17 protein-coding genes are annotated in these 21,892 nt (G+C 32.8%); 10 read left to right on the top strand and 7 right to left on the bottom strand.

Annotated elements, in window-relative coordinates:
- Positions 1-113 precede the first annotated feature (113 nt).
- Together OD917_RS08875 and OD917_RS08880 are read left to right on the top strand one after the other, a co-directional pair.
- Entirely contained in the window at positions 114-2,285 is a 2,172-nt protein-coding gene (locus OD917_RS08875; protein ID WP_263523184.1) for a gliding motility-associated C-terminal domain-containing protein, read from the top strand.
- Positions 2,278-3,204, top strand: coding sequence for a type IX secretion system membrane protein PorP/SprF (locus OD917_RS08880; protein ID WP_263523185.1), 927 nt, complete (start codon positions 2,278-2,280; stop codon positions 3,202-3,204). Before OD917_RS08875 ends, OD917_RS08880 begins: the two co-directional genes overlap by 8 nt.
- 107 nt (positions 3,205-3,311) lie before the next feature.
- On the opposite strand, the gene OD917_RS08885 is transcribed toward OD917_RS08880, so the two are convergent.
- The 3 genes from OD917_RS08885 to OD917_RS08895 all read right to left on the bottom strand — a co-directional run bounded on the left by OD917_RS08885 (position 3,312) and on the right by OD917_RS08895 (position 5,507).
- Positions 3,312-3,914: a PAS domain-containing protein gene (locus OD917_RS08885; RefSeq protein ID WP_111290963.1), complete on the bottom strand. Its 603-nt coding sequence runs from the start codon at positions 3,912-3,914 to the stop codon at positions 3,312-3,314.
- A 108-nt stretch (positions 3,915-4,022) separates the two neighbouring features.
- Positions 4,023-4,877: a hypothetical protein gene (locus tag OD917_RS08890; RefSeq protein WP_263523186.1), complete on the bottom strand. Its 855-nt coding sequence runs from the start codon at positions 4,875-4,877 to the stop codon at positions 4,023-4,025.
- Positions 4,878-4,907: 30 nt separating this feature from the next.
- Positions 4,908-5,507 carry an AhpC/TSA family protein gene (locus OD917_RS08895; protein WP_263523187.1) on the bottom strand — a complete coding sequence of 200 codons (600 nt, stop codon included), beginning with the start codon at positions 5,505-5,507 and terminating at the stop codon, positions 4,908-4,910.
- 489 nt (positions 5,508-5,996) lie between these two features.
- On the opposite strand from OD917_RS08895, the gene OD917_RS08900 reads away from it, so the two are divergent.
- The 5 genes from OD917_RS08900 (at position 5,997) to OD917_RS08920 (ending at position 13,639) form a co-directional block, all read left to right on the top strand.
- Positions 5,997-7,061: an efflux RND transporter periplasmic adaptor subunit gene (locus OD917_RS08900; RefSeq protein WP_263523188.1), complete on the top strand. Its 1,065-nt coding sequence runs from the start codon at positions 5,997-5,999 to the stop codon at positions 7,059-7,061.
- A gap of 74 nt (positions 7,062-7,135) precedes the next feature.
- The gene (locus OD917_RS08905; RefSeq protein ID WP_263523189.1) at positions 7,136-10,234 is read left to right on the top strand and encodes an efflux RND transporter permease subunit; all 3,099 of its coding nucleotides are present in this window, start codon (positions 7,136-7,138) and stop codon (positions 10,232-10,234) included.
- A 39-nt stretch (positions 10,235-10,273) separates the two neighbouring features.
- Entirely contained in the window at positions 10,274-11,584 is a 1,311-nt protein-coding gene (locus OD917_RS08910; protein WP_263523190.1) for a TolC family protein, read from the top strand.
- A 195-nt stretch (positions 11,585-11,779) separates the two neighbouring features.
- On the top strand, positions 11,780-12,643 hold the full coding sequence (locus OD917_RS08915) for a bestrophin family protein (RefSeq protein ID WP_263523191.1): 864 nt from the start codon (positions 11,780-11,782) through the stop codon (positions 12,641-12,643).
- Positions 12,644-12,715: 72 nt separating this feature from the next.
- The gene (locus OD917_RS08920; RefSeq protein WP_263523192.1) at positions 12,716-13,639 is read left to right on the top strand and encodes an AraC family transcriptional regulator; all 924 of its coding nucleotides are present in this window, start codon (positions 12,716-12,718) and stop codon (positions 13,637-13,639) included.
- An 89-nt stretch (positions 13,640-13,728) separates the two neighbouring features.
- On the opposite strand, the gene OD917_RS08925 is transcribed toward OD917_RS08920, so the two are convergent.
- The 3 genes from OD917_RS08925 to OD917_RS08935 all read right to left on the bottom strand — a co-directional run bounded on the left by OD917_RS08925 (position 13,729) and on the right by OD917_RS08935 (position 16,771).
- Positions 13,729-14,103 carry a DUF779 domain-containing protein gene (locus OD917_RS08925; RefSeq protein WP_263523193.1) on the bottom strand — a complete coding sequence of 125 codons (375 nt, stop codon included), beginning with the start codon at positions 14,101-14,103 and terminating at the stop codon, positions 13,729-13,731.
- Between the two features lie 62 nt (positions 14,104-14,165).
- Positions 14,166-15,200 (bottom strand): alcohol dehydrogenase AdhP, encoded by a 1,035-nt coding sequence (adhP, locus tag OD917_RS08930; protein ID WP_263523194.1) that lies wholly within the window; start codon positions 15,198-15,200, stop codon positions 14,166-14,168.
- 65 nt (positions 15,201-15,265) lie between these two features.
- On the bottom strand, positions 15,266-16,771 hold the full coding sequence (locus OD917_RS08935; protein ID WP_263523195.1) for an aldehyde dehydrogenase family protein: 1,506 nt from the start codon (positions 16,769-16,771) through the stop codon (positions 15,266-15,268).
- Between the two features lie 274 nt (positions 16,772-17,045).
- Here OD917_RS08935 and pheT point away from each other — a divergent pair, with 274 nt between their 5' ends.
- On the top strand, positions 17,046-19,466 hold the full coding sequence (gene pheT, locus OD917_RS08940; RefSeq protein ID WP_263523196.1) for a phenylalanine--tRNA ligase subunit beta: 2,421 nt from the start codon (positions 17,046-17,048) through the stop codon (positions 19,464-19,466).
- A 204-nt stretch (positions 19,467-19,670) separates the two neighbouring features.
- Here pheT and OD917_RS08945 read toward each other — a convergent pair whose 3' ends face one another.
- Complete coding sequence (locus tag OD917_RS08945; RefSeq protein ID WP_263523197.1) at positions 19,671-20,495, bottom strand: N-acetylmuramidase family protein; 825 nt, start codon at positions 20,493-20,495, stop codon at positions 19,671-19,673.
- A gap of 256 nt (positions 20,496-20,751) precedes the next feature.
- Here OD917_RS08945 and OD917_RS08950 point away from each other — a divergent pair, with 256 nt between their 5' ends.
- Both OD917_RS08950 and OD917_RS08955 read left to right on the top strand, forming a co-directional pair.
- Positions 20,752-21,183: a hypothetical protein gene (locus OD917_RS08950; RefSeq protein ID WP_263523198.1), complete on the top strand. Its 432-nt coding sequence runs from the start codon at positions 20,752-20,754 to the stop codon at positions 21,181-21,183.
- An 8-nt stretch (positions 21,184-21,191) separates the two neighbouring features.
- On the top strand, positions 21,192-21,839 hold the full coding sequence (locus tag OD917_RS08955) for a hypothetical protein (protein WP_263523199.1): 648 nt from the start codon (positions 21,192-21,194) through the stop codon (positions 21,837-21,839).
- Positions 21,840-21,892 lie beyond the last annotated feature (53 nt).

A 21,892-nucleotide genomic window follows, 5' to 3' on the forward strand; every position in this document is an offset into this window, starting at 1 on the left:
AAAAAAAGAACATTTTTTTATATTTTTTTAACTTTTTTCTTAAAAATATAGTTTTTTTATTCCAAAATCTTACATTTGCCAAACCCCAAAAGCAAATTTCCTAATCAATTCCAATGATGATAAAAAATTACTATTTTTTATTTTTATTCTTTATTGTTAATTTAATTAACGCGCAGTCTGGATGTTTCAATGTTGATTTCTCAGAAGCCAACTTTGATGGATGGAGACCTTTTTATGGTTCCAGAGAAAATCCTAGTGCAAATAAAGGACAAAATATTGACCACCACATGATTATGGATGTTGGTGTTACAGATGAACATGTTGCTGTTTGCGGGGGCGAACTTTTTACTGTTCCGCCAGGTGAAACTTATTCTGCAAGATTAGGTAACGATAAAGGTGGAAATGAAGCAGAAAGACTTGTATATGACATAAATGTAACGGAAGACAATAATCTTTTTATCTACAAATACGCCGTTGTACTAGAAGATGGTGGACATGAAAAAGATGCACAACCCAATTTCGAAGTAAAAATTGTGGATGAAAAAGGTTTTGAAATTGATCCTTTATGCGGGGTTTATCGTGTAAGTTCTGGTGAGCCTAATCAGAATGCGAATGTTTGCGGTGAAATATATTGGACACAATGGAACACAGTTGGAATTAACCTTGCCAATTATGTAGGTAAAAAAGTATCTATTGAGTTTACAACCAAGGATTGTGGTTTTCAGGTACACTTTGGTTATGCTTATATATCTGCAAAGTGTAGTAAATTAAAAATCAATGTTGGTGTTTGTTCTGATGGAAATAATTTCACTTTAACGGCTCCTACAGGATTTGTTTCTTATTTGTGGACCTATAAAGGTCAAGTTGTAGGCACTCCTTCTCAAACTATTGATTTGCCTTTAGCAGATTATCCGGCAGGTTCAACTTTTGAATGTCTTTTAACTTCTTTCAACAACGGAAATACCTGTCAATCTACAATTCAAGCGACACTTTCAAGCCCTACTGTTATAACTCCCGATTTTGCAATTTCAAAACCTTGTAAAGTTGACTACAATACTTTATCGCCAATTGCTTTTCAAGATAAAACTAAAATTGTAAGCGGAATAATTAATAAATGGGAATGGGATTTTGGCGATGGAAAAAAATCTGGATTGGCAAATCCGAGCCATATTTTTGAAAACTCTGGCGATTATATCGTTTCACTAACCGTTTATTCAGATACAGGATGTTCTGCTTTTATATCTAAACCAATTCATATTGAAAACAATCCAATTCTAAAACCTGACGTACCTGAAGTTCAAACCTATTGCACTTATCCTGTAATAACAATTGCGACACTTGATACAAATGGACAAGAATTAAAATGGTTTGATACTGATTTATCTACAGAAGAACTTCCTGAAACTACTAAAATTCCAAAAAATAGAGACATATATTGTGCTATTTTGAAAGATGGCTGTATTGGTCCAAGAACCAAAGTTACGATTGTCCTTAATTCTGCAGCTCCAGTTATAGGTGATAAAGTCCAATCATTTTGTTTAAGCGAAGAACCTACAATTGCTGATCTTAAAGTTCAAGGAACTCAAATCATGTGGTATAATGCAGAAGAAGGTGGAACTCAGCTAAACACTTCTACCCCGCTAAAAAATAATGTCACTTATTACGCTTCCAATTTTGATCCAAATATTAACTGCGGAAGTCCTAGATGGGGAATTAAAGCTGTACTAAATCAGAATTCGTCAGTACTTGCACCAGACTTTACTCAAGAGTTTTGTTCTAAGCAAGAATTTACTATTCGTGATTTAAATTATTACAATGCTGCAGTAAGATATTATAGCAGTATAAATGATAAAACTCCATTGGCGCACACAACAGTTTTAGAAAACGAAACAACCTATTATGCTGCCATTCGAGATGGGGAAACTAAATGTGAAAGTGACACGCGTACCGTAATAAATGTAAAGATTCTTCCTTGCGAAGTAACTATATATAATTTGATTACGATTGACAATAACACTTCAAACGATCATTTAGAAATTCAAGACATTGAATATTTTCCAAACAACTCAATTCAAATTTTCAACCGATTTGGGCAACTGGTTTATAAAATGTCTGGGTATGGAATTGATCAAAATTATTTTTACGGCCGAGCCAATGCTGGAGAAGTTTTTAGAAAAGATGAAAAACTGCCTACCGGATCTTATTTTTATATACTGAATTACAAAAAAAGAGATCTAACCGATGCAACAAAAAAAGGCTTTTTATATATACACAATAATGGGTAGAACTTTTACAAAAAATATATTTTTTATTGCAATTATTATATTTTCAATACATAATATTCAAGCTCAAAACGACGCTAAATTATCTATTTTTAATTATAATCCTTTGTTTTACAATCCAGCTTTTGCAGGTTCAGCAGATGGACTTAATATTGTCGGAATGTACTCAAGCCAATGGGTTGGTTTTGAAGGTGCACCAAAAACACAATATTTGTCTGTAGATACTAAATCATTACAAAAAATTGGATACGGTATTAGCCTATATCACGATGCAATAGGGCCTACACGAGAATATAATCTGGAAGGAAATTTTGCATATTACATTAAATTGGATAGAAAATACAAGTTAGTTCTTGGTATTAAATCGGGGATTAACTCTTTTAATGTCAACAAAAACAACTTAGACATTCAGGAACCTGGAGAAGAAATAAGCAATTTCAATCAAGAAAGCAGAACGTCACCTATTTTTGGAGCTGGTGCAAATTTTTATTCTGATAAATTTTTTATCGGAGTTTCAAGTCCAAATTTACTGCAAGCTAGTTATAGCAATCCTGATGGTACAACACTTTCCAGCAGAAAAAATTATTATTATACCAATTTCGGATATCAATTTGAAATTAGAAGAGATATTACTTTAACTCCTGCCCTTTTAGCACGTATAACTCCTGGAGCTCCTGTAAGTGTTTTAACTTCTCTAAATTATAATTATTTAAACAAATACTTAGCTTCTGTCAATTTTGATTATAACGCCAGCGCTGGTGTCTTTTTAGGAATTCAGCTTATTGATGATTTAAAAGTGGGATATGCTTATGATATTTCTACAACTAAATTCAGCAACTACAATAATGGCTCACATACTTTCTTCTTAAGTTATACTCTTCTTAATGAGAATAGCGAAAAATGCACTTGTCATCTATACTAAAAAAAACATATACTTCATTGCATTCTAATAGATTCTGGTGATTTAGATTTGTTGGGGGTCAAATTTAAAGTTTGAATAATTTATAGACACAATGAAGTATATGGAAATTATTTTTTCAGGTCTTTTTTCTTTTCAAAAAGTCCGTTGAATAAGCCTTTGCTTACCTTGTTTTTATCATCCTTTCCTGTGGCAATCAGATGATCGATGTATTCCATGTATGTTTTCTTTCTTTCTTCAAGAAAGCCAACTAAATATTCTTCAGAAGCGTGCATTCCGCTGGTTTCTTCAATCTGAAGAAGTTTTTTATACAAAGGCTCAATAAATTTGACAATAATGTCATTTGGAACAGATTTTCGCGTTCCAAAAAAGCCCACGATTTCACCATCTGTATCTGCTACAATTTTAAAATCGGTTACAACCCAGTAATAACGGCCTGTTTTAGCCATGTTTTTTATAATCACATGAATATTTTCACTTGACTTAATACTGTCCCATAAAAATTTAAAAATGACTTTTGGCATATCCGGATGTCTCACAATGTTATGAGGCTGTCCAACAAGTTCAAATTCGTCATAACCAGAAACATCTATAAAGTCTTCATTGGCATATAAAATGGTTCCTTTTTTATCTGTTTTACTAAGCAATACTTTATTTTTATTCCAATCTACTTCTCTATCAGAAGGTGTTGGACGGTTTAGTTTGGCATCCATAAATTTTACATTTAAATTAAACTACAGTTCAATTATGAAAAAATACAACAGGTCTAAAATTCATCTTGTTTTTGAATACTAATCCCGATTTTCATCGGGATTATACTTTTAATTTCTGCTATTTGTTGATTTAACATGAATATCATTAACCAAATCGTCGATTTTCTTGGCACTTTCTCTCATCATTTCCAGATAAGTAAGCAATTTATCATTATCGGTATGCCCTTTTGAAACATCAATTAGTTTTAAAACTGAATTTACAGGAAGTTTTAAGTCTAAAGTTGTTCGATGAATAAAATCATTGTAGTCTTTTGTAGCAGACATTGAGCTATATTTAGCAGAAGCTAATTTCATGTTTTCCAATTCATATTCATCAGAAATTTTAGAGATATGGTTTTCGCTATGCTCTTTAAAATAATAAGCCCAATAACCATTCATAAGGAATACTACAGCAGCCAGAACGGTATGAATAATTAAAGTTTCTAGATCAAAATTTACTTGAGAAAAATAAACCTGAAGTCCATTTGCATCATTATAAATATAGTTTTGAAGATATGCTAATCCTGCGTGATGAAGAACTACCAATAAAGTCAGTGGAATTTGAAGTCTCCAATTTTGGTAAATAATCAAGATTGTACTTGCAATAAATACTGTAAAATGCATTTCAAACATTCCATGCATTTGATAAATATACTGCGCCATAAAAATAGCTAGAACAATTGACAAAACGTATTGGTAAAATTTAGAATTTTTCATAAAAAATTTAGCGGAGTAGTAAGCTAAAAGATTCAACGTTCCAACACCTACGCCAATTTCGAAAGTGTCATACTTAAAGGATAAAGCAATACCGAGAAGGAAATAAACTGCAAGAACATAATTAATAATCGTATCCGATTTTTGTGTCATTGTAGACATAAAACTGTGCAAGTAGTCTTGCTCGTTTAAACTAGCTTTTGTTTTCATGGTTTGTTAAGATTTAGGTTTTGGAAATAGTTATTTAGTACATTTTGGTAATGAACATCCGTAAGCCTTGAGGGCTAAAGCGGTAAAAGAAGGATTATCTTTTCTGCTGAGTAAAGAATCGATAGCCATTTGGGCATAATTACTTTTTGCGTCGGTGCAATATCTTGTTTTATTATAATTGCCTCGATAATATAAATTATGTGATGGATCTAGCAAAACAGCTTGAGGCGTCGAGAAAACACCACATTTTTCAGCTATAGATTCATCAAAATAAACAGGGATTTTGGCGTCGAACTTTTGCTGAATTTCATCAATAGTAAAATTCCTTTGTTTGTTTAAAACCACAATTTTAAAATTGATTCTGTCGCCATATTTTTTTATCAACCCACTTACATGCGGAACATTGAATCTTGAACAGGGACAATCTGGATTAAAAAAATGTATAAAAATTGGTTTATTATCAAATGCACAGCATGGTCCTAATTCGATTTGGGAACCCATCGCAATAGCGTGATAATTTTTTGGAATTGGTGTTGGAAGACTGTATTTAAACTCATTCTGCCAAAATAAATAACCAATTGCAAGAAGTAAAAATGTAAACCATAAGCTTAGAAGTAATTTTTTCTTCATAGATCATTTTTTTAATAGTTTTAAACAACAAAAAATAAACACTTGTTAATATAATTATTTCCTTATATTCTTTAAAAAACTAAAAAACTACTCCTATTCGCACATTTTAACAATAATACTTTCGAATAAAGATTGCATTATCGCATAAATCAATCATTTTGTTTAACGTACCAATGTTACAAATAAAATCGATAAACTGCAAAAAAAATCAGACAAAATGCATTAAAAAAATTCAAATTAAGAACTGGTCTAACTTCAGATAGTTATAAAATATCTTCCAGCCTTTTTGTTTATTGGGTTTAAGTTTTATTCTTCATTGAAAAAAAATTAATCTTTTATTAAACCTTTTGATCTTTTTTTAGTCTAACTGCAAACCTTTGTACATACAAATGTTAAATAAAAGCTAACAGCCTCCGATTTCACAACAAAAAGTTAAATTTGTAAGGTTACTAAAAACACAAAACTAAAATCTATATTCACCTCATTTTTATGAAAGTAAAACACCTCATTTACACTCTTTTAATTATAACAATTGGAGGTTTTATCACCTACAGAATTATATCTAATAAAGGTAAAAACGAAGACTCTAAAAAATTTAACGACAAAGATTCTCCAACAACTGTTAATGGAACTGTAATAAAAACTGCCACTTTTGACAATAATTTGTCACTTACTGGTTCTATTGAAGCAAATGAACAAGTAGAAATACATAGTGAGGTTTCTGGAATTGTAGAGGGGATATTTTTTAATGAAGGAAGTTATGTGACAAAAGGCCAAGTGCTTTTTAAAGTTAACGATATTGAATTAAGAGCTCAATTAAGACAAGCTGTAACTAAAGAAGGTTTGGCAGCAGAAAACGAAAGAAGAGCAAAACTATTGCTTCAAAAAGAAGCTATTAGCCAAGAAGAAGCTGACGTTGCAAGAGCAGATCATGCTTCAGCTCAAGCACAAAGCCAATTAATTAGAGCACAAATTTCTAAAACATCTGTACGTGCTCCTTTTTCAGGAAAAATTGGATTACGTTCTATTTCTCCTGGAACTTATATTACGCCAACAGTTTTAGTAGCTAAATTGGTAAATACTGGCAAATTGAAAATTACATTCTCAATTCCAGAAAAATACGCTTCTCAAGTAAAAAACGGATCTATTATAGATTTTACCGTTTCTGGTTCAGACAAGACTTATAATGCTAAGATTTATGCAATAGAACCAGAAGTTGCTGTTGCGACTCGTACGCTTCAAATTCGTGCGATTGCTGATAATACAGACGGTAAGCTTTTCCCTGGAACTTTTGCAGATATCAAATTGCCTTTAAATATTATTAAGGATGCTATCGTTGTACCTTCTCAGGCTATCATTCCTATTCAAGACGGTAAAAAAGTATTTGTTGCCGATCACGGAAAAGCAAAAGAAGTAATGGTTGATGCCACAACAAGAACCGATTCTTCAATTTTGATTTTATCAGGATTAAAAGCGGGAGACACTTTAATTACAAGCGGTGTTATGTCATTAAAAAATGAATCGCCAATTAAAGTAAAAGTAAAAGTAAAATAATTATGAGTTATGAGTTTTGGATTATGAGTTAAAAGCTAAATCTAAAATCCGAACTCTAAAATCTAAAATCTCACATGAGTTTATCAACTACAAGTATAAAAAGGCCTGTTTTAACCATTGTACTGAATTTATTAATTATACTTTTCGGTTTTATTGGTTATACTTTTTTGGGTGTTCGAGAATTTCCTTCGATTGATCCTGCGCAGGTTTCCATTCGTACCAATTACACGGGTGCCAATTCTGACATTATTGAGTCACAAATTACAGAACCTCTTGAAAAAGCAGTAAATGCGATCGATGGAATTAGAAATATTACTTCTTCTAGTAACCAAGGAAGCAGCAATATTACCATTGAGTTTAATCTTGATAAAGATTTAGAAGAAGCTGCTAATGATGTTCGTGACAAAGTTTCACAAGCAATTAGAAGTTTACCACAAGATATTGATGCTCCGCCAGTTGTATCTAAAGCAGATGCCGATAGTGAAGCTATCATTTCGATGACCGTTCAAAGTGATACCAGAAGTTCTTTAGAATTAAGCGATTATGCTGAGAACGTTATTTCGCAAAGACTAGAAACAATTCCAGGAGTTAGTGCTGTTCAAATTTGGGGACAAAAACGTTACGCAATGCGTTTATGGATTGATCCTGCAAAATTAGCCGCTTATGGCTGTACAGTTGCAGAAGTTCGTACAGCATTAAATGCACAAAACGTTGAATTGCCATCAGGAAAATTAACTGGAAACAGTACTGAATTAACAGTAAAAACAGTCGGAAACCTTTCTAAGCCAGAAGAATTCAACAATATTATCATTCGCACAGATGGTGATAAAATTATTCGTTTGAGCGATATTGGAGGTGCTGAATTGGGACCAGAAAATTTAGAAACTAAATTGAGCCAATCTGGACTTCCTTTAATTGGTTTGGCAATTGTACCAATGCCTGGAGCAAATTATTTAGATATTTCGAAAGAGTTTTATAAAAAATATGAAGCTTTAAAGAAAGATCTTCCGAAAGATATCAAACTTAATATTGCACTTGATAATACCATTTTCGTAAAGAAATCAGTACTTGAGGTTGCTGAAACTTTAGGAATTTCAATCATATTGGTAATCATTATTATTTATCTATTCTTTAGAGATTGGGCAATTGCGTTTAGACCTTTAATAGACATTCCAGTTTCTTTGATTGCCACATTCTTTATCATGTGGATGTTTGGTTTTTCGATTAACGTGTTAACTTTATTGGCAATTGTTTTGGCTACAGGTTTGGTTGTAGACGACGGAATTGTAGTTACGGAAAATATCTTCAAAAAAGTAGAAGAAGGAATGTCGCCAATTGAGGCTGCAATTAAAGGTTCAAATGAGATTTTCTACGCCGTAATTTCGATTTCAGTTACTTTGGCCGCAGTGTTTTTGCCTGTAATTTTCTTAGAAGGATTCGTTGGAAGATTATTTAGGGAATTTGGTGTTGTAATTGGTTCTGCCGTATTAATTTCTGCTTTTGTATCTCTGACTTTGACTCCAATGTTGAATGCTTATTTAATGAAAGGCGGAGAACAGAAAAAATCTAAATTCTATATTAAAACAGAACCATTTTTCGAAAAAATGAATAGCAGTTATGCAGAAGCATTAACGAAATTTATGGGCAGAAAATGGATTAGTTTTCCAATTTTGATTGTTTGTTTCGGATTGATTTATCTGTTTTTTACGATTCTTCCAAAAGAAACCGCTCCTTATGACGATAGAAGTTCTGTAACCATGCGTATGACAACTCCTGAGGGTTCTTCGTACGAATATACAGATCGTTTTATGCAAGAAATTTCTAAGCTGATTGACGACTCAATTCCAGAGAAAAAAGTAGCTTTAGTTATTACATCTCCTGGATTTAGCTCAAATTCGGTAAACAGCGGATTGGTTCGTTTGACTTTAAAAGATGTTGACGAAAGAGAGAAATCTCAAAAAGACATTGCCGACAAATTAACGAAATGGACGAAGCAATATCCAAATGCAAAAACCTCAGTTACGCAGCAACCAACAATTGCTGTAAACAGACGTGGAGGTTTACCAATTCAATACATTATTCAAGCTCCAAATTTTGATAAATTAAGAGAAAAGATTCCGTTGTTTATGGCTGAAGTTGGAAAAAGCGATGTTTTTTCTACAACTGATGTAAATTTGAAATTTAACAAGCCTGAAATCAACGTAACTATTGACCGTGCAAAAGCAGAAAGTTTAGGGATTTCTATTTTGGATATCGCACAAACTTTACAACTTTCTTTAAGTGGGCAACGTTTTGGATATTTCATTAAAAACGGAAAACAATATCAAGTAATTGGGCAATTTGACCAAAAAGACAGATCTAAACCTTTGGATTTGACTTCTATGTTTGTAAAAAACAAAAACGGAGAATTGATACAAATGGACAACGTTGTAAATGTATACGAACAAAGTAACCCACCGCAGTTGTATCACAACAACCGTTATATGTCAGCTACTGTTGCCGCAGGTTTAGCTCCTGGAAAAAGTATGGGCGACGGAATTCAGGAAATGGACAGAATTAAAGCAAAAGTCTTAGACGAAAGCTTTACAACTGATTTAGCTGGAGAGTCTCGAGATTTCGTAGAAAGCAGTTCTAATACTTCTTTCGCTTTTGGATTAGCTTTATTGTTAATTTTCTTAATTCTTGCAGCTCAATTCGAAAGTTTTATCGATCCGTTTATTATCATCTTAACAGTTCCAATGGCGGTTGCAGGAGCTTTATTCTCGCTTTGGTTATTCAATCAAACTTGGAATATCTTTAGCCAGATTGGTACCGTAATGTTGATTGGTCTGGTAACCAAAAATGGTATTTTGATAGTCGAATTTGCCAATCAATTACGGGAACAGGGAAAACCTAAATTAGAAGCTATTTTAGAAGCTTCAGAAGCACGTTTACGTCCAATTTTAATGACGAGTTTAGCTATTGCATTAGGAGCGCTTCCAATTGCAATGTCGCTTGGAGCTGCATCAACTAGTAGAATTGGTATGGGAGTTGTAATTGTAGGAGGAACTATTTTTTCATTGGCTTTGACACTTTTTGTTATTCCTGCAATTTATTTAATGTGGTCTCGAGCTAGAAAACACTATCCAGAATTTGACCACATCGACGAATACGAAAAAGAAAGCATTAAATAGAAATCAAAAAATGATGTTTTTTGGTTAAAGAAAAAGAATATGAATATTAAAAAAATATATGGTACAGTACTAATTCTGCTTTGCTGCATTTTTCAGGCCAAAGCACAGGAAGTCCTTACTATTGAGCAAGCTATGACGATAGCTTTGGAGAATAATTTTGAAATTAAAATTGCAAAAAACAACTCCAAAATAAACGAAACAAATGTTACAATCGGAAATGCAGGAATGTTACCGACAGCAACGGCAAATATAACCGACAGCAACAGCATCACAAACTCTACACAAGTTAGACAAGATGGAACATCCACTTCGTTGGATAACGCAAAAAACAACAGCTTAAATTATGGCGTTAGCTTAGGATGGACTGTTTTTGATGGTATGAAAATGTTTGCTAAACTCGATCAGTTAAAAGAGCTTCAAAAACTGGGTGATGCAGAACTTAAAAGAACTATTTTACTTAAAATCGCTCAGGTAAATTCTGCTTACTATGATTTAGTTCTACAGCAGCAACAATTAGCTGCATTAGATACTACAATCGTAATTTCTAACCAGCGTTTAACTCTGGCTAAAAATCGATTCAGTATTGGAAAGGCTTCAAAATTAGAGGTTTTAAACGCACAGGTTGATTTAAATTCAGATCAAGTTGCTTTGTTACGACAAAAAGAATCTTATGCTAATGGAAAAATTTTATTGAATCAATACTTAGCTCGAGATCCAAAAATTGATTTCAAGGTTACGGATGAAGTAAAAGTGGACAATAAATTGGTTTTGGCAGATTTGATGGATTTAGCTCAAAAACAAAATCCAGGTTTAGAAGCACAAATCATTAATAAACGTATAGCCGAATTACAGCTGAAACAAGTAAAAGCAGATCGTTATCCGACTTTAAGATTAACTTCAGGATATAATTTTTCTGAAAGCCAGTCTAGTTTAGGCTTTACCAGTGAAACTTCTTCTAGAGGTTTGAATTATGGTTTTAATGCTTCTATGAACATCTTTGATGGTTTTAATCAGCATCGCAATGAAAAAGTTGCTAAATTACAGATTGAAAATTCGCAGATTGCAATAGAACAGCAAAGCACGATTTTAAATACGCAATTAAGTACTGCTTTTCAAACGTATTTAACTAATCTTGAATTAATTGATTTAGAAGAAGATAATGAGGCTATTGCGAGACAAAACTTAGAAATCACATTGGATAAATTTAAAATTGGAACTATCACAACATTAGATTTTAGAACTGCTCAGCTTAATTATGTGAATGCAAAAGTGCGTTACAGCAATGCGCAATATGAAGCAAAATTATCTGAAATCGCTTTAAAAGAATTAGCTGGAAATATCAATTTTTAAGCTTATCACTTCAATCAAGACAAGAAACTTTTCTATAAAATATTTAGCATTAGTAGAACTTATCTTTATCTGCTAATCTTTTAAATCTGCGAGAGAAAAAATTAGCTCGCAGATTTAGAAGATTAGCAGATTTTTTTTTATTCTGTATCAAATTTGGACAATTTTTAATTTAATTTTGTTTCAAAACAAACTTAAATGATTTCATATAACACCAAAGACTGGTTTACTTTTATTTTTCATTTTCATAAATCTGATACAGTTCGAAAACTGATCACAATTATGATTGCTATTGGAATCTATTCCGCGATAGTATGTTATTTAGAACTTCATTATTTTAAAGTTACAAAAAACGATTATATCCATAACATTCCAATTATGCATGGAATGCTTGGTTTTGTGATCTCTCTTTTACTTGTTTTCAGAACAAATACAGCTTATGACAGATGGTGGGAAGGCCGTAAACTTTGGGGCGGACTTGTAAATAGCAGCCGTAATTTAGCGATAAAACTTTCAGCAATTTTAAAAGATGAAAACGACAGAAAGTTTTTTAGAAAATACATTCCAATGTATGCAGATATACTTCATCAGCATCTTAAAGATGAAGATACGAGCAAACAGCTTTTTGAAGATGTAGATTTAGAAATAGATCATCACAAGCATAAACCTAATCAGTTAAAAAAAATCATGTATCATAAAATCAATGATTTATATGATGCAAAAAAAATATCTGGAGAGCAGTTAATTACTTTAAATGACGAATTAGTTGCTTTTACCGATATCTGTGGCGCTTGTGAACGTATTAAAAACACACCTATTCCCTACTCTTATAGCGCTTTTATAAAGAAATTCATTTTCTTTTACACTATGACACTTCCTTTTGGATACTCTGTAAGTTTAGGTTATTTAGTTGCTCCTGTTGTTGTTTTTATATTTTATGTATTGGCAAGTTTGGAGCTTATCGCTGAAGAAATTGAAGATCCGTTTGGAAATGACGAAAATGATCTTCCAACCAAAAAGATCTCTGAAAACATCAAAAAACACGTTGAAGAATTGATATAATTAAACGTTAAATCTGCAATTTATATTCTTATTTTCCTTAAATTTAAAGTCTTCACCAAAAACTTAAATTTAATGAATAGCCAACGATTTTTAGTCAATCCGCTTCAATTATCGCAAGAAAAATCATTAAAGACGCTTGTTGAAAATAGAACCATTTACAATCTTAACCATTGTGAATTAAATCTGTTTGAAACTTACGAATCGACACAAAAAGTTCCATTAAAATTTAATGATTTGGTGGTGACTAGTATGCTTCGTGGCAAAAAAATCATGCATCTTTTTGATGATCCAGAATTCGTTTATCTTCCAGGTGAAACGGTAATTGTTCCTTCGAATGTTGAAATGAAAATTGATTTTCCTGAAGCTTCGAAAAACAATCCGACACAATGTTTGGCTCTAGCGATAGATCAGGCTAAAATAGCAGAAATTTTAAATTTCTTAAACGAACAATATCCGAAAGAAGGACATAATATGTACTGGCAGTTAAACTATCAGAATTATTTCTTTTACAATAATGTCGAAATGGCGGCAACTATTAATAAGCTCATTAAAGAATGTATGAGTACTTCAGTTGCTAAAGATATTTTTGCAGATTTAACTTTAAAAGAATTATTGATAAGAATTATTCAGACTCAGACAGTAAAATCGATTGAGGAAGGAAAATTTCTAGACGCCAATAATCCGATAAAAGAAGTTACAGAATACATCAAACAAAATTTGAAGGAAAATATGAGCTTAAAATCGCTTAGCGAAAAAGCGTGTATGAGTACAACTTCTTTCTATCGTTTCTTTAAACGCGAACTCGGAATGAGTCCGATTGAGTATATTTTGAATGAAAAAATAAAATGTGCTAAAAATTTATTGAGAAATCCAACACTTCAAATCAATGAAGTTTGTTATTTATCAGGTTTTGAAGATGCAAATTATTTCATCAGATTATTTAAAAAACACGAAGGAATTACACCAAAACAGTATCAGTTATTGTATGTATCTTAAAGTTGCTAAGATACTAAGACGCTAAGATTCTAAGTTTTTAAAAACTGCAAATAAACTGAAAACTGCGACTGAGACTGAGACTAAAAAAATTACTCAATCCTAGTCACTGGCTCCAAATTCTGCTCTTCTTCGGGAGTAAAAATTCGATATTCGATTTGAAATGTTTTCTTTAAAGGAGTTTCTAACGAAAAACCTCCTACTCCAAATGCATCAATTACAGTTAAAGTAAAATGGGCATGTTTCCAATATTCAAATAAATCTTTGTCTACCCAAAACTCAACATCTTCAACAGTACCAATACAAACATCTCCAGTTCGCTGATAATAACCTCCTTTTTCAAAACATTGTGGCTGTGTGCCTTCACAGCATCCTCCAGCTTGATAAAACATCAAATCACCGTGTTTTTCTTTTAGAACTTTAATCAGTTCAACTGCTTTTTCTGTGGCATCAATTCGTTTAATCATCACTATAAAAATTAAAAAAAGCAGTAAACATTTAAGCTTACTGCTTTTACATAACCAACTATTTAAGAATTCGCGATATCCAGAACAATTCTTCCTTCAATCTCTCCTTTCTTCATTTTATCAAAAACAGTATTTACATCTTCTAATTTTGAAGTTGTTACTGTTGCTTTGACTTTACCATCAACAGCAAATTCAATTGCTTCTTTCATATCTTTTCGAGTTCCAACAATAGAACCTCTGATGGTAATTCTATTTAAAACGGTATCAAAAATAGACAAATCAAAATTGCCTGGAGGAAGTCCGTTTAATGCCATTGTACCTTTTCTTCTCAATGTTTCAAGCCCTTGTTTAAAAGCAATTGGAGAAACTGCGGTAACCAACGCCCCATGCATTCCACCGACTTCTTTCTTTAAGAATTCTCCAGGATTTTGATTTTTAGCATTAACCACCAAATCGGCGCCTAATTTTTTTGCCAATTCCAATTTATCGTCTCCAATATCAATAGCCGCCACATTCATTCCCATAGCTTTTGCATATTGCACAGCAACATGCCCTAAACCTCCAATACCAGAAATTGCTACCCATTCGCCAGGTTTCACCTCAGTTTCTTTTAATCCTTTGTAAACCGTAACGCCAGCACATAAAATAGGAGCCATTTCGATAAAATTCACATTAGAAGGCAAAATTCCAACATATCTGGCATCTGCAATAACAAATTCTGCAAATCCGCCATCTACACTGTAACCGCCATTCTGCTGGCTTTCGCATAAAGTTTCCCAGCCTGTAATGCAATGATCGCAGCCTCCACAGGCGCTATATAGCCAAGGCACACCAACAGCATCTCCTTCTTTTACGTTTTTTACATCTGGCCCAACTGCGGCAACATAACCAACAGCTTCGTGTCCCGGAATTAAAGGCATTTTAGGTTTAACAGGCCAATCACCTTCTACAGCATGTAAATCGGTGTGGCACACTCCGCTTGCAATTACTTTTACAAGAATTTCATTTCTGCCTGGGCGTTTTACTTCGACTTCTTCAATTTTTAGAAGAGAGCCAAATTCTCTAACAACAGCAGCTTTCATTGTTTTGGGAAGCATAATTCTATGGTTTTACGAGAGTAGAAAATCTATCGAAATCCTATTCTCTGGTTTATATTCTTTTTTTAGAAGAAACCTAATTTCTTTTTATCGTAAGAAATCAGCATATTTTTTGTCTGACGATATTGGCTTAACATCATTTTGTGGTTTTCACGTCCAATTCCAGATTGTTTATAACCACCGAACGGGGCCCCAGCAGGATAAGAATGATATTGATTAATCCAAACACGACCAGACTGAATCGCTCTTGGAACTTGATAAATTTCATGTGCATCTCTTGTCCAAACACCTGCACCTAAACCGTACATCGTATCATTTGCAATTTCAATAGCTTCTTCGGTAGTTTTAAAAGTAGTAACCGCCAAAACTGGCCCGAAAATCTCTTCTTGGAAAATTCTCATTTTGTTGTGGCCTTTAAATAAAGTCGGTTTAATGTAATAACCGCCTTCTAATTCTCCGCCTAATTTATTTTCGTAACCTCCAGTCAAAACTTCTGCACCTTCTTCTTTTCCTAATTTGATATAAGACATGATTTTTTCTTTCTGAACAATAGAAGTTTGAGCACCAATCATAGTCGATTTATCCAACGGATTTCCAGCTACAATTGCTTCTGTTCTTTCAATTACTTTTTTGATAAACTTGTCGTAAATATCCTCGTGAATTAATAATCGTGATGGGCAAGTACAAATTTCACCTTGATTTAAAGCAAACAAAACCGCTCCTTCAACCGCTTTATCAAAGAAATCATCATCGTGATCTGCCACAGATGGAAAGAAAATATTTGGTGATTTTCCACCTAATTCTAATGTTACTGGAATAATATTTTCTGTAGCGTACTGCATTACCAAACGTCCTGTAGTGGTAGAACCTGTAAATGCAGCTTTCGCTACTTTTTTATTGGTTACTAACGGACGTCCCAATTCTGCACCAAAACCATTTACAATATTCAAAACCCCTGGAGGAAGAATATCTCCAATTAATTCCATTAAAACCATAATAGAAATTGGTGTGCTTTCTGCTGGTTTTAAAACAATTGTATTTCCCGCAGCAAGCGCTGGAGCAATTTTCCAAACTGCCATTAAAATCGGGAAATTCCAAGGAATAATCTGTGCAACAACACCAAGAGGTTCGCTTAAAGCAATAGAAACAGTTTTAGAATCTAATTCTGCGATTGAACTTTCTTCTGCTCGGACTACACCAGCAAAATATCTAAAATGGTCAATTGCCAATGGAATATCAGCTGCAAGAGTTTCACGGATTGGTTTTCCGTTGTCTACCGTTTCAACTGCTGCGATATAATCTAAATTGTCTTCAATTTTTTGTGCAATCTTATTTAATAAAATACTTCTTTCGGTTACAGAAGTTTTCCCCCAAGTCTTAAATGCTTCATAAGCAGTATCTACAGCCAATTCTAAATCTTCTTTTCCAGAATGAGCAGCTTTTGTAAATACTTTTCCATCTATTGGAGAAACAACATCAAAGTATTCTCCTGTAATTGGTGCGGTAAATTTTCCACCAATATAATTATCATATTTTGCCTTAAATTCAGGTCTTTTTGCTGTGGTATTCATAATATTCTTTTTTTGATTTACACCAAATTTAGTTTCATAAAAAGAAACAGAGTAGCACTTTTCATTCATCTTGTAGCACAAAAATTACACATTCGATTTTTTTAGCCTTTTATAATATCTATTTGATAAATTTTTAATAGATAAATTATCAAAAACTTAGTACACAGCATTTTATCGTCAAGAAAAATCAGCAAGAAAAAACCACGTAATTTTTTCTTACTCCAAACCGCAATCCTTATATTTGTAACCTTATTCAAAGAATTAAATAACTACAATGAAAATATCTTACAACTGGTTAAAACAATTTATTAAAACAGATTGGACATCTGAGCAGACTTCTGAATTGCTAACAGATTTAGGTTTAGAAGTAGAAGTTGTCGAAAAATATGAATCAATTAAAGGAGGTTTAGCTGGCGTTGTTGTTGGACACGTTTTGACTTGCGAAAAACATCCTGATGCTGATAGATTGAAAGTTACTACAGTTGATATTGGCTCAGAAGCTCCTGTACAAATTGTATGCGGTGCTGCTAACGTGGCTGCAGGACAAAAAGTGCCAGTTGCAACAATCGGAACTATTTTATACGATAAAGATGGTGCTGAGTTTACCATTAAAAAAGGAAAAATCCGTGGACAAGAAAGCCACGGAATGATTTGCGCTGAAGATGAATTAGGTTTAGGAACGAGCCACGACGGAATTATGGTTTTGGCCGAGGATTTAGTTCCTGGAACTCCAGCTTCTGAAGTTTTCCAAATTGCAAATGATGAAGTTTTCGAAATCGGATTGACGCCAAACCGTGCCGATGCAATGAGCCATTTTGGAACTGCTCGTGATTTAAGAGCGGGAATGTTGCAACGTGGTGTAAACGTAGAATTGATTACGCCTTCTGTAAGCAATTTTAGAGTGGATATGCGTACGCTAAAAATCGACGTAAACGTTGAGGACAATCATTTAGCTCCAAGATATTGCGGTGTAACTATCTCTGGAATTTCTGTTCATGAATCTCCAAGTTGGTTACAAGACCGTTTAAAAGCTATCGGATTAACTCCAAAAAATAATATTGTTGACGTTACTAATTATGTTTTGCACGAATTAGGACAGCCTTTACATGCTTTTGACGCTGCAAAAATCAACGGAAAAATAATTGTAAAAACAGTTGAAGAGGGAACTAAATTTGTAACTCTTGACGATGTTGAAAGAACGCTTCATAAAGAAGACTTAATGATTTGCGACGAAAAAGGTCCGCTTTGTATTGCCGGAGTTTTTGGAGGTAAAAAATCTGGAGTTTCTGAAGGGACAACCTCTATTTTCTTAGAAAGTGCATATTTTGATCCTGTTAGCATTCGTAAAACAGCTAAAAGACATCAATTAAGTACAGATGCTTCTTTTAGATTTGAAAGAGGAATTGACCCAACTATAACAGAATATGCTTTGAAACGCGCAGCACTTTTAATTCAAGAAGTTGCAGGCGGAAAAATCACTTCTGATGTTGTAGAGGTTTACCCTAAAAAGGTAGAAGATTTTTCTGTTTTATTGAATTTTAGCCACGTAACTAAAATTATTGGACAAGAAATTTCGAAAGATACTATCAAAAAAATCTTGGTTTCTTTAGACATTAAGGTAAACAGTGTTTCTGATACTGGTTTAGGTCTAACAATTCCAGCATATCGCGTTGATGTTCAGCGTGAAATTGACGTAATTGAAGAAATCCTGAGAGTTTACGGTTATAACAACATTAATTTCTCTAAGAAATTTAATGCTACTGTAGCAAATTCGCCAAGAACAGAAGATTATAAAGTACAGAATGTAATTGCCTCTCAATTGAATTCTCAAGGTTTTCATGAGATGATGGCAAACTCGCTGACAACTGCAGCATACGCAAAATTATCTACTTCATTAAAAGAAGAACATAATGTTTCAATGTTGAATCCGTTGAGTAGTGATTTAGCAACGCTACGTCAGTCTTTATTGTTTTCTGGTTTAGAAGCGGTTTCTTATAACATTAATAGAAAAAATTCGGATTTAAAATTATTTGAATTCGGAAAAACCTATCATAAATATTTAAACGGATACGAAGAGCACAAACATCTTTCTTTATTGATTTCTGGAAACAGAAACAAAGAAAGCTGGACAAATCCGCAAAAAACAACAGATTTCTTCTTGTTGAAAGGATATGTAAAAGCAATTTTATCTCGTTTAGGAATTGAAAAAATTGGTAACGCTCCAGTTCAATCAGATGTTTATTCTGAAGGAACTGCGATTACTTACAATAATGATATTTTGGTTGAAATGGGTGTTGTTAAAAAACCTATTTTGAAGCATTTCGGTATTAAACAAGACGTTTATTACGCTGATTTTAACTGGGATTTGGTTTTAAAAATCATTACAGGGAAAATTAAATATACCGAAATCCCTAAATACCCTGAAGTTCGTAGAGATTTAGCTTTGTTAATCGACGAAAAAACAACTTACGAAAGTATTTTCAATTTAGCGAAGCAAACAGAAAAAGCGCTTTTAAAAGATGTTAATTTATTTGATGTTTACCAAGGTGACAAATTACCAGAAGGAAAAAAATCATACGCTTTAAGTTTTACTATTCAAGACAATACTAAAACATTAACTGATTCTCAGATCGATAAAATCATGTCTAAATTACAACAGACTTTCGAAACTGAACTTGGAGCAACTTTGAGATAGTTTTTTTCAAGTTTCAGGTTTCAGGTTACTAAACTTTGAACATAGTTTTAACGCAAAGTTCACAATTCCAATAGTTATCGGGATACGCAAAGTTCGCAAAGTTTTTACACAAAGCTTTGCGGACTTTGCGTTTATATATAATCCAATTGTAAAAAACCTTGCGTTCTTTGCGTTAAAAATCGTGTTCAAAGTTTAATAAAAAACTCATCTAGAATATTTCTGATACGCTTTCATCAGCTTTTCATCATATTTATTGGTTTTATAAGCTGGTCCATTGTATTTTAAAGCAAATGAAGCCCAGTTTTTATTTCGCAGAAGCGCTATCAAATTATTTTTTTCCAGAAACAGTCCGAAAGCTTTCAGATGTTCACCTTCGCTCTGATTCATTTTTTCTACAAACTCATCAATACTTTTATAACCGATAGAAGTTGCATTAAAGCCCATGATTTGAAAAAGTCCCCAAGAAGCTGAGCTATTCGCTGCATCAATAAATCTTTTATCCTGAGCTAGATTTCGAGCCTTTTCGAGACGTGTATATTCAGCTGTTCCGCCTACATAATACTTTTTAGTATATTTTTCAAACAAAATATCCTGCGTATTTGAGTTCTTATACGAACTCGGATTTATTTTTCTCTTCTCTAACTCATCCCAAAAGACATGTCCTTCAAATAAAATCTTAGGGCGACCATCTATTAAAAAGCCTTTTCCGTTGCTTTCAACTTCGTTTACCGCTTTTACAACTGCTAATTCCAAATTAAACTGCTTCGAAAAATTGATTAAATCTTGCTCAGACAACAATTTATTATTGGAAGAAAATCCATTTTTGCTTTTCTCTAAAAGAGTCGACCACGTTTTAAGTCCCACTACTCCATCAACAACCAGATTGTTCTTCAATTGAAAATCTCGAATTGATTTATCCGTCTCAGTTCCGAAATAATCGGAAACAATCACTTTGTAGTTTAATTTGGCCAAAAGCTCGTTTAAATAATAAACCTCTGGAGATTTTGCACCTGCTTTTACGGTTCTCATTATTTCTTGTTTTAGTGGTTATAGATTTCGATTACATTTTGGAATGTCTGTTTTTGCCCTAAAACTGACAATATAAAATTACAAAATCATAAAATATTACATAACAGCACTTTAACCCAAAAATTTAAATAAATTTACCCAAATAAAAAAGGGTATATTTCCCCTTGTCCGAATTTTCTGTTTCAAATAATTTTGTCTCCAACAAACTCAAAAAACTGTTAACTAAATCCTTAACCAATAAAACAAATAATTAATCATGAAAAATCCTCCCGCAAAACCTAGCCAGTTAATTACTAAAGAATTTGCTAGACAATTAAATGTAAATTACAATAATAAAAGAGCTTCACTTACAGCAAAAAAAGCTCAAAAAGAAGATGCTAATGCAATTTGGTATTCTTTGGAAGAATTAGAAAATTATATTCATTATATTAAAACTAACGGAGCAAAAGACGGTTATAATGTAGACGGAATTCGTTTTTATTTTGGGGTTTATCCAGATGATGAAAAACATGGAGAAAAGGCTGGATTGACTACTCTATTTTTAGTTCCAACGGGTAAAAAAGTAGAAAGCAATACTGAAAAAATTCAAAGTTTTGCTTTGGTACAAGAAGCTTCTTCATCAGACATTCAAAGCTTGGAACCAATGAATTACGGAAACATCGGAAGACCGCCTAGCTTAATATACTAAAAAACCTTATGTTTGAATTTTTAAGATCTTATATCGTTTATCTGGCTTTATTATCTGGAATCGTTGGTTTATTTTCGCTACCAAAACTTCCTGATAATAAAGCTAAATTTTTAGTAATTTTAATCTGGTTTTCGATCATAACCGAAATTGTAGGCTATTATTTTACCGAGTGGACGGGTTTATTGAATTTTTATGTCTACAATTTCTATATGTTTGCCAGTTTCTCTGCCTATATTTTACTTTTAAGAGCCTTGCTTACCCAAATAGACCACCGAATTTCGGCTGTTCTTTTTTTGATTTTATTTATCATTTCTTTCTTCTTGAATATTCTATATTTCAAAGAAGACATGAACCGCTCATTTACATACAGTTTTGCGATAGGCGTACTATTAGTATTAATATTATCCTGTCTCTATCTGATTGAGATTTTTAATTCTGAAAAAATATTAAATTTTAAAAAGTCAGTGTTTTTCTGGTACATTTTAGGAATTCTTGTTTTTCATGTTCCTTTTACGCCTTTTATGCTGGCAATCAATTGGTTCTTAATTAAACAAGACGAATCTATTTTTAGTTTGGTTTTATTTATTTTAAATTTTCTGGCACATAGCTGCTTTATAATAGGATTTATATGGAGCGAAAAGAAATACAATTATTAGTTATTTCCTTAGGCATTGTTTTCTTCACCTTACTTATTACTCTGGTGGTCATA

Source organism: Flavobacterium sp. SH_e, assembly GCF_025717045.1.
Lineage (GTDB): Bacteria > Bacteroidota > Bacteroidia > Flavobacteriales > Flavobacteriaceae > Flavobacterium.

Excerpts from the sequence above, each read along its gene's own strand:
- OD917_RS08935 (WP_263523195.1), bottom strand. The coding sequence starts at position 16,771 with ATGAATACCACAGCAAAAAGACCTGAATTTAAGGCAAAATATGATAAT.
- pheT (WP_263523196.1), top strand. The coding sequence starts at position 17,046 with ATGAAAATATCTTACAACTGGTTAAAACAATTTATTAAAACAGATTGG.
- OD917_RS08900 (WP_263523188.1), top strand. The coding sequence starts at position 5,997 with ATGAAAGTAAAACACCTCATTTACACTCTTTTAATTATAACAATTGGA.
- OD917_RS08885 (WP_111290963.1), bottom strand. The coding sequence starts at position 3,914 with ATGGATGCCAAACTAAACCGTCCAACACCTTCTGATAGAGAAGTAGAT.
- OD917_RS08950 (WP_263523198.1), top strand. The coding sequence starts at position 20,752 with ATGAAAAATCCTCCCGCAAAACCTAGCCAGTTAATTACTAAAGAATTT.
- OD917_RS08890 (WP_263523186.1), bottom strand. The coding sequence starts at position 4,877 with ATGAAAACAAAAGCTAGTTTAAACGAGCAAGACTACTTGCACAGTTTT.
- OD917_RS08905 (WP_263523189.1), top strand. The coding sequence starts at position 7,136 with ATGAGTTTATCAACTACAAGTATAAAAAGGCCTGTTTTAACCATTGTA.
- OD917_RS08955 (WP_263523199.1), top strand. The coding sequence starts at position 21,192 with ATGTTTGAATTTTTAAGATCTTATATCGTTTATCTGGCTTTATTATCT.
- OD917_RS08920 (WP_263523192.1), top strand. The coding sequence starts at position 12,716 with ATGAATAGCCAACGATTTTTAGTCAATCCGCTTCAATTATCGCAAGAA.
- OD917_RS08875 (WP_263523184.1), top strand. The coding sequence starts at position 114 with ATGATGATAAAAAATTACTATTTTTTATTTTTATTCTTTATTGTTAAT.
- OD917_RS08925 (WP_263523193.1), bottom strand. The coding sequence starts at position 14,103 with ATGATTAAACGAATTGATGCCACAGAAAAAGCAGTTGAACTGATTAAA.
- OD917_RS08915 (WP_263523191.1), top strand. The coding sequence starts at position 11,780 with ATGATTTCATATAACACCAAAGACTGGTTTACTTTTATTTTTCATTTT.
- adhP (WP_263523194.1), bottom strand. The coding sequence starts at position 15,200 with ATGCTTCCCAAAACAATGAAAGCTGCTGTTGTTAGAGAATTTGGCTCT.
- OD917_RS08895 (WP_263523187.1), bottom strand. The coding sequence starts at position 5,507 with ATGAAGAAAAAATTACTTCTAAGCTTATGGTTTACATTTTTACTTCTT.
- OD917_RS08945 (WP_263523197.1), bottom strand. The coding sequence starts at position 20,495 with ATGAGAACCGTAAAAGCAGGTGCAAAATCTCCAGAGGTTTATTATTTA.
- OD917_RS08880 (WP_263523185.1), top strand. The coding sequence starts at position 2,278 with ATGGGTAGAACTTTTACAAAAAATATATTTTTTATTGCAATTATTATA.
- OD917_RS08910 (WP_263523190.1), top strand. The coding sequence starts at position 10,274 with ATGAATATTAAAAAAATATATGGTACAGTACTAATTCTGCTTTGCTGC.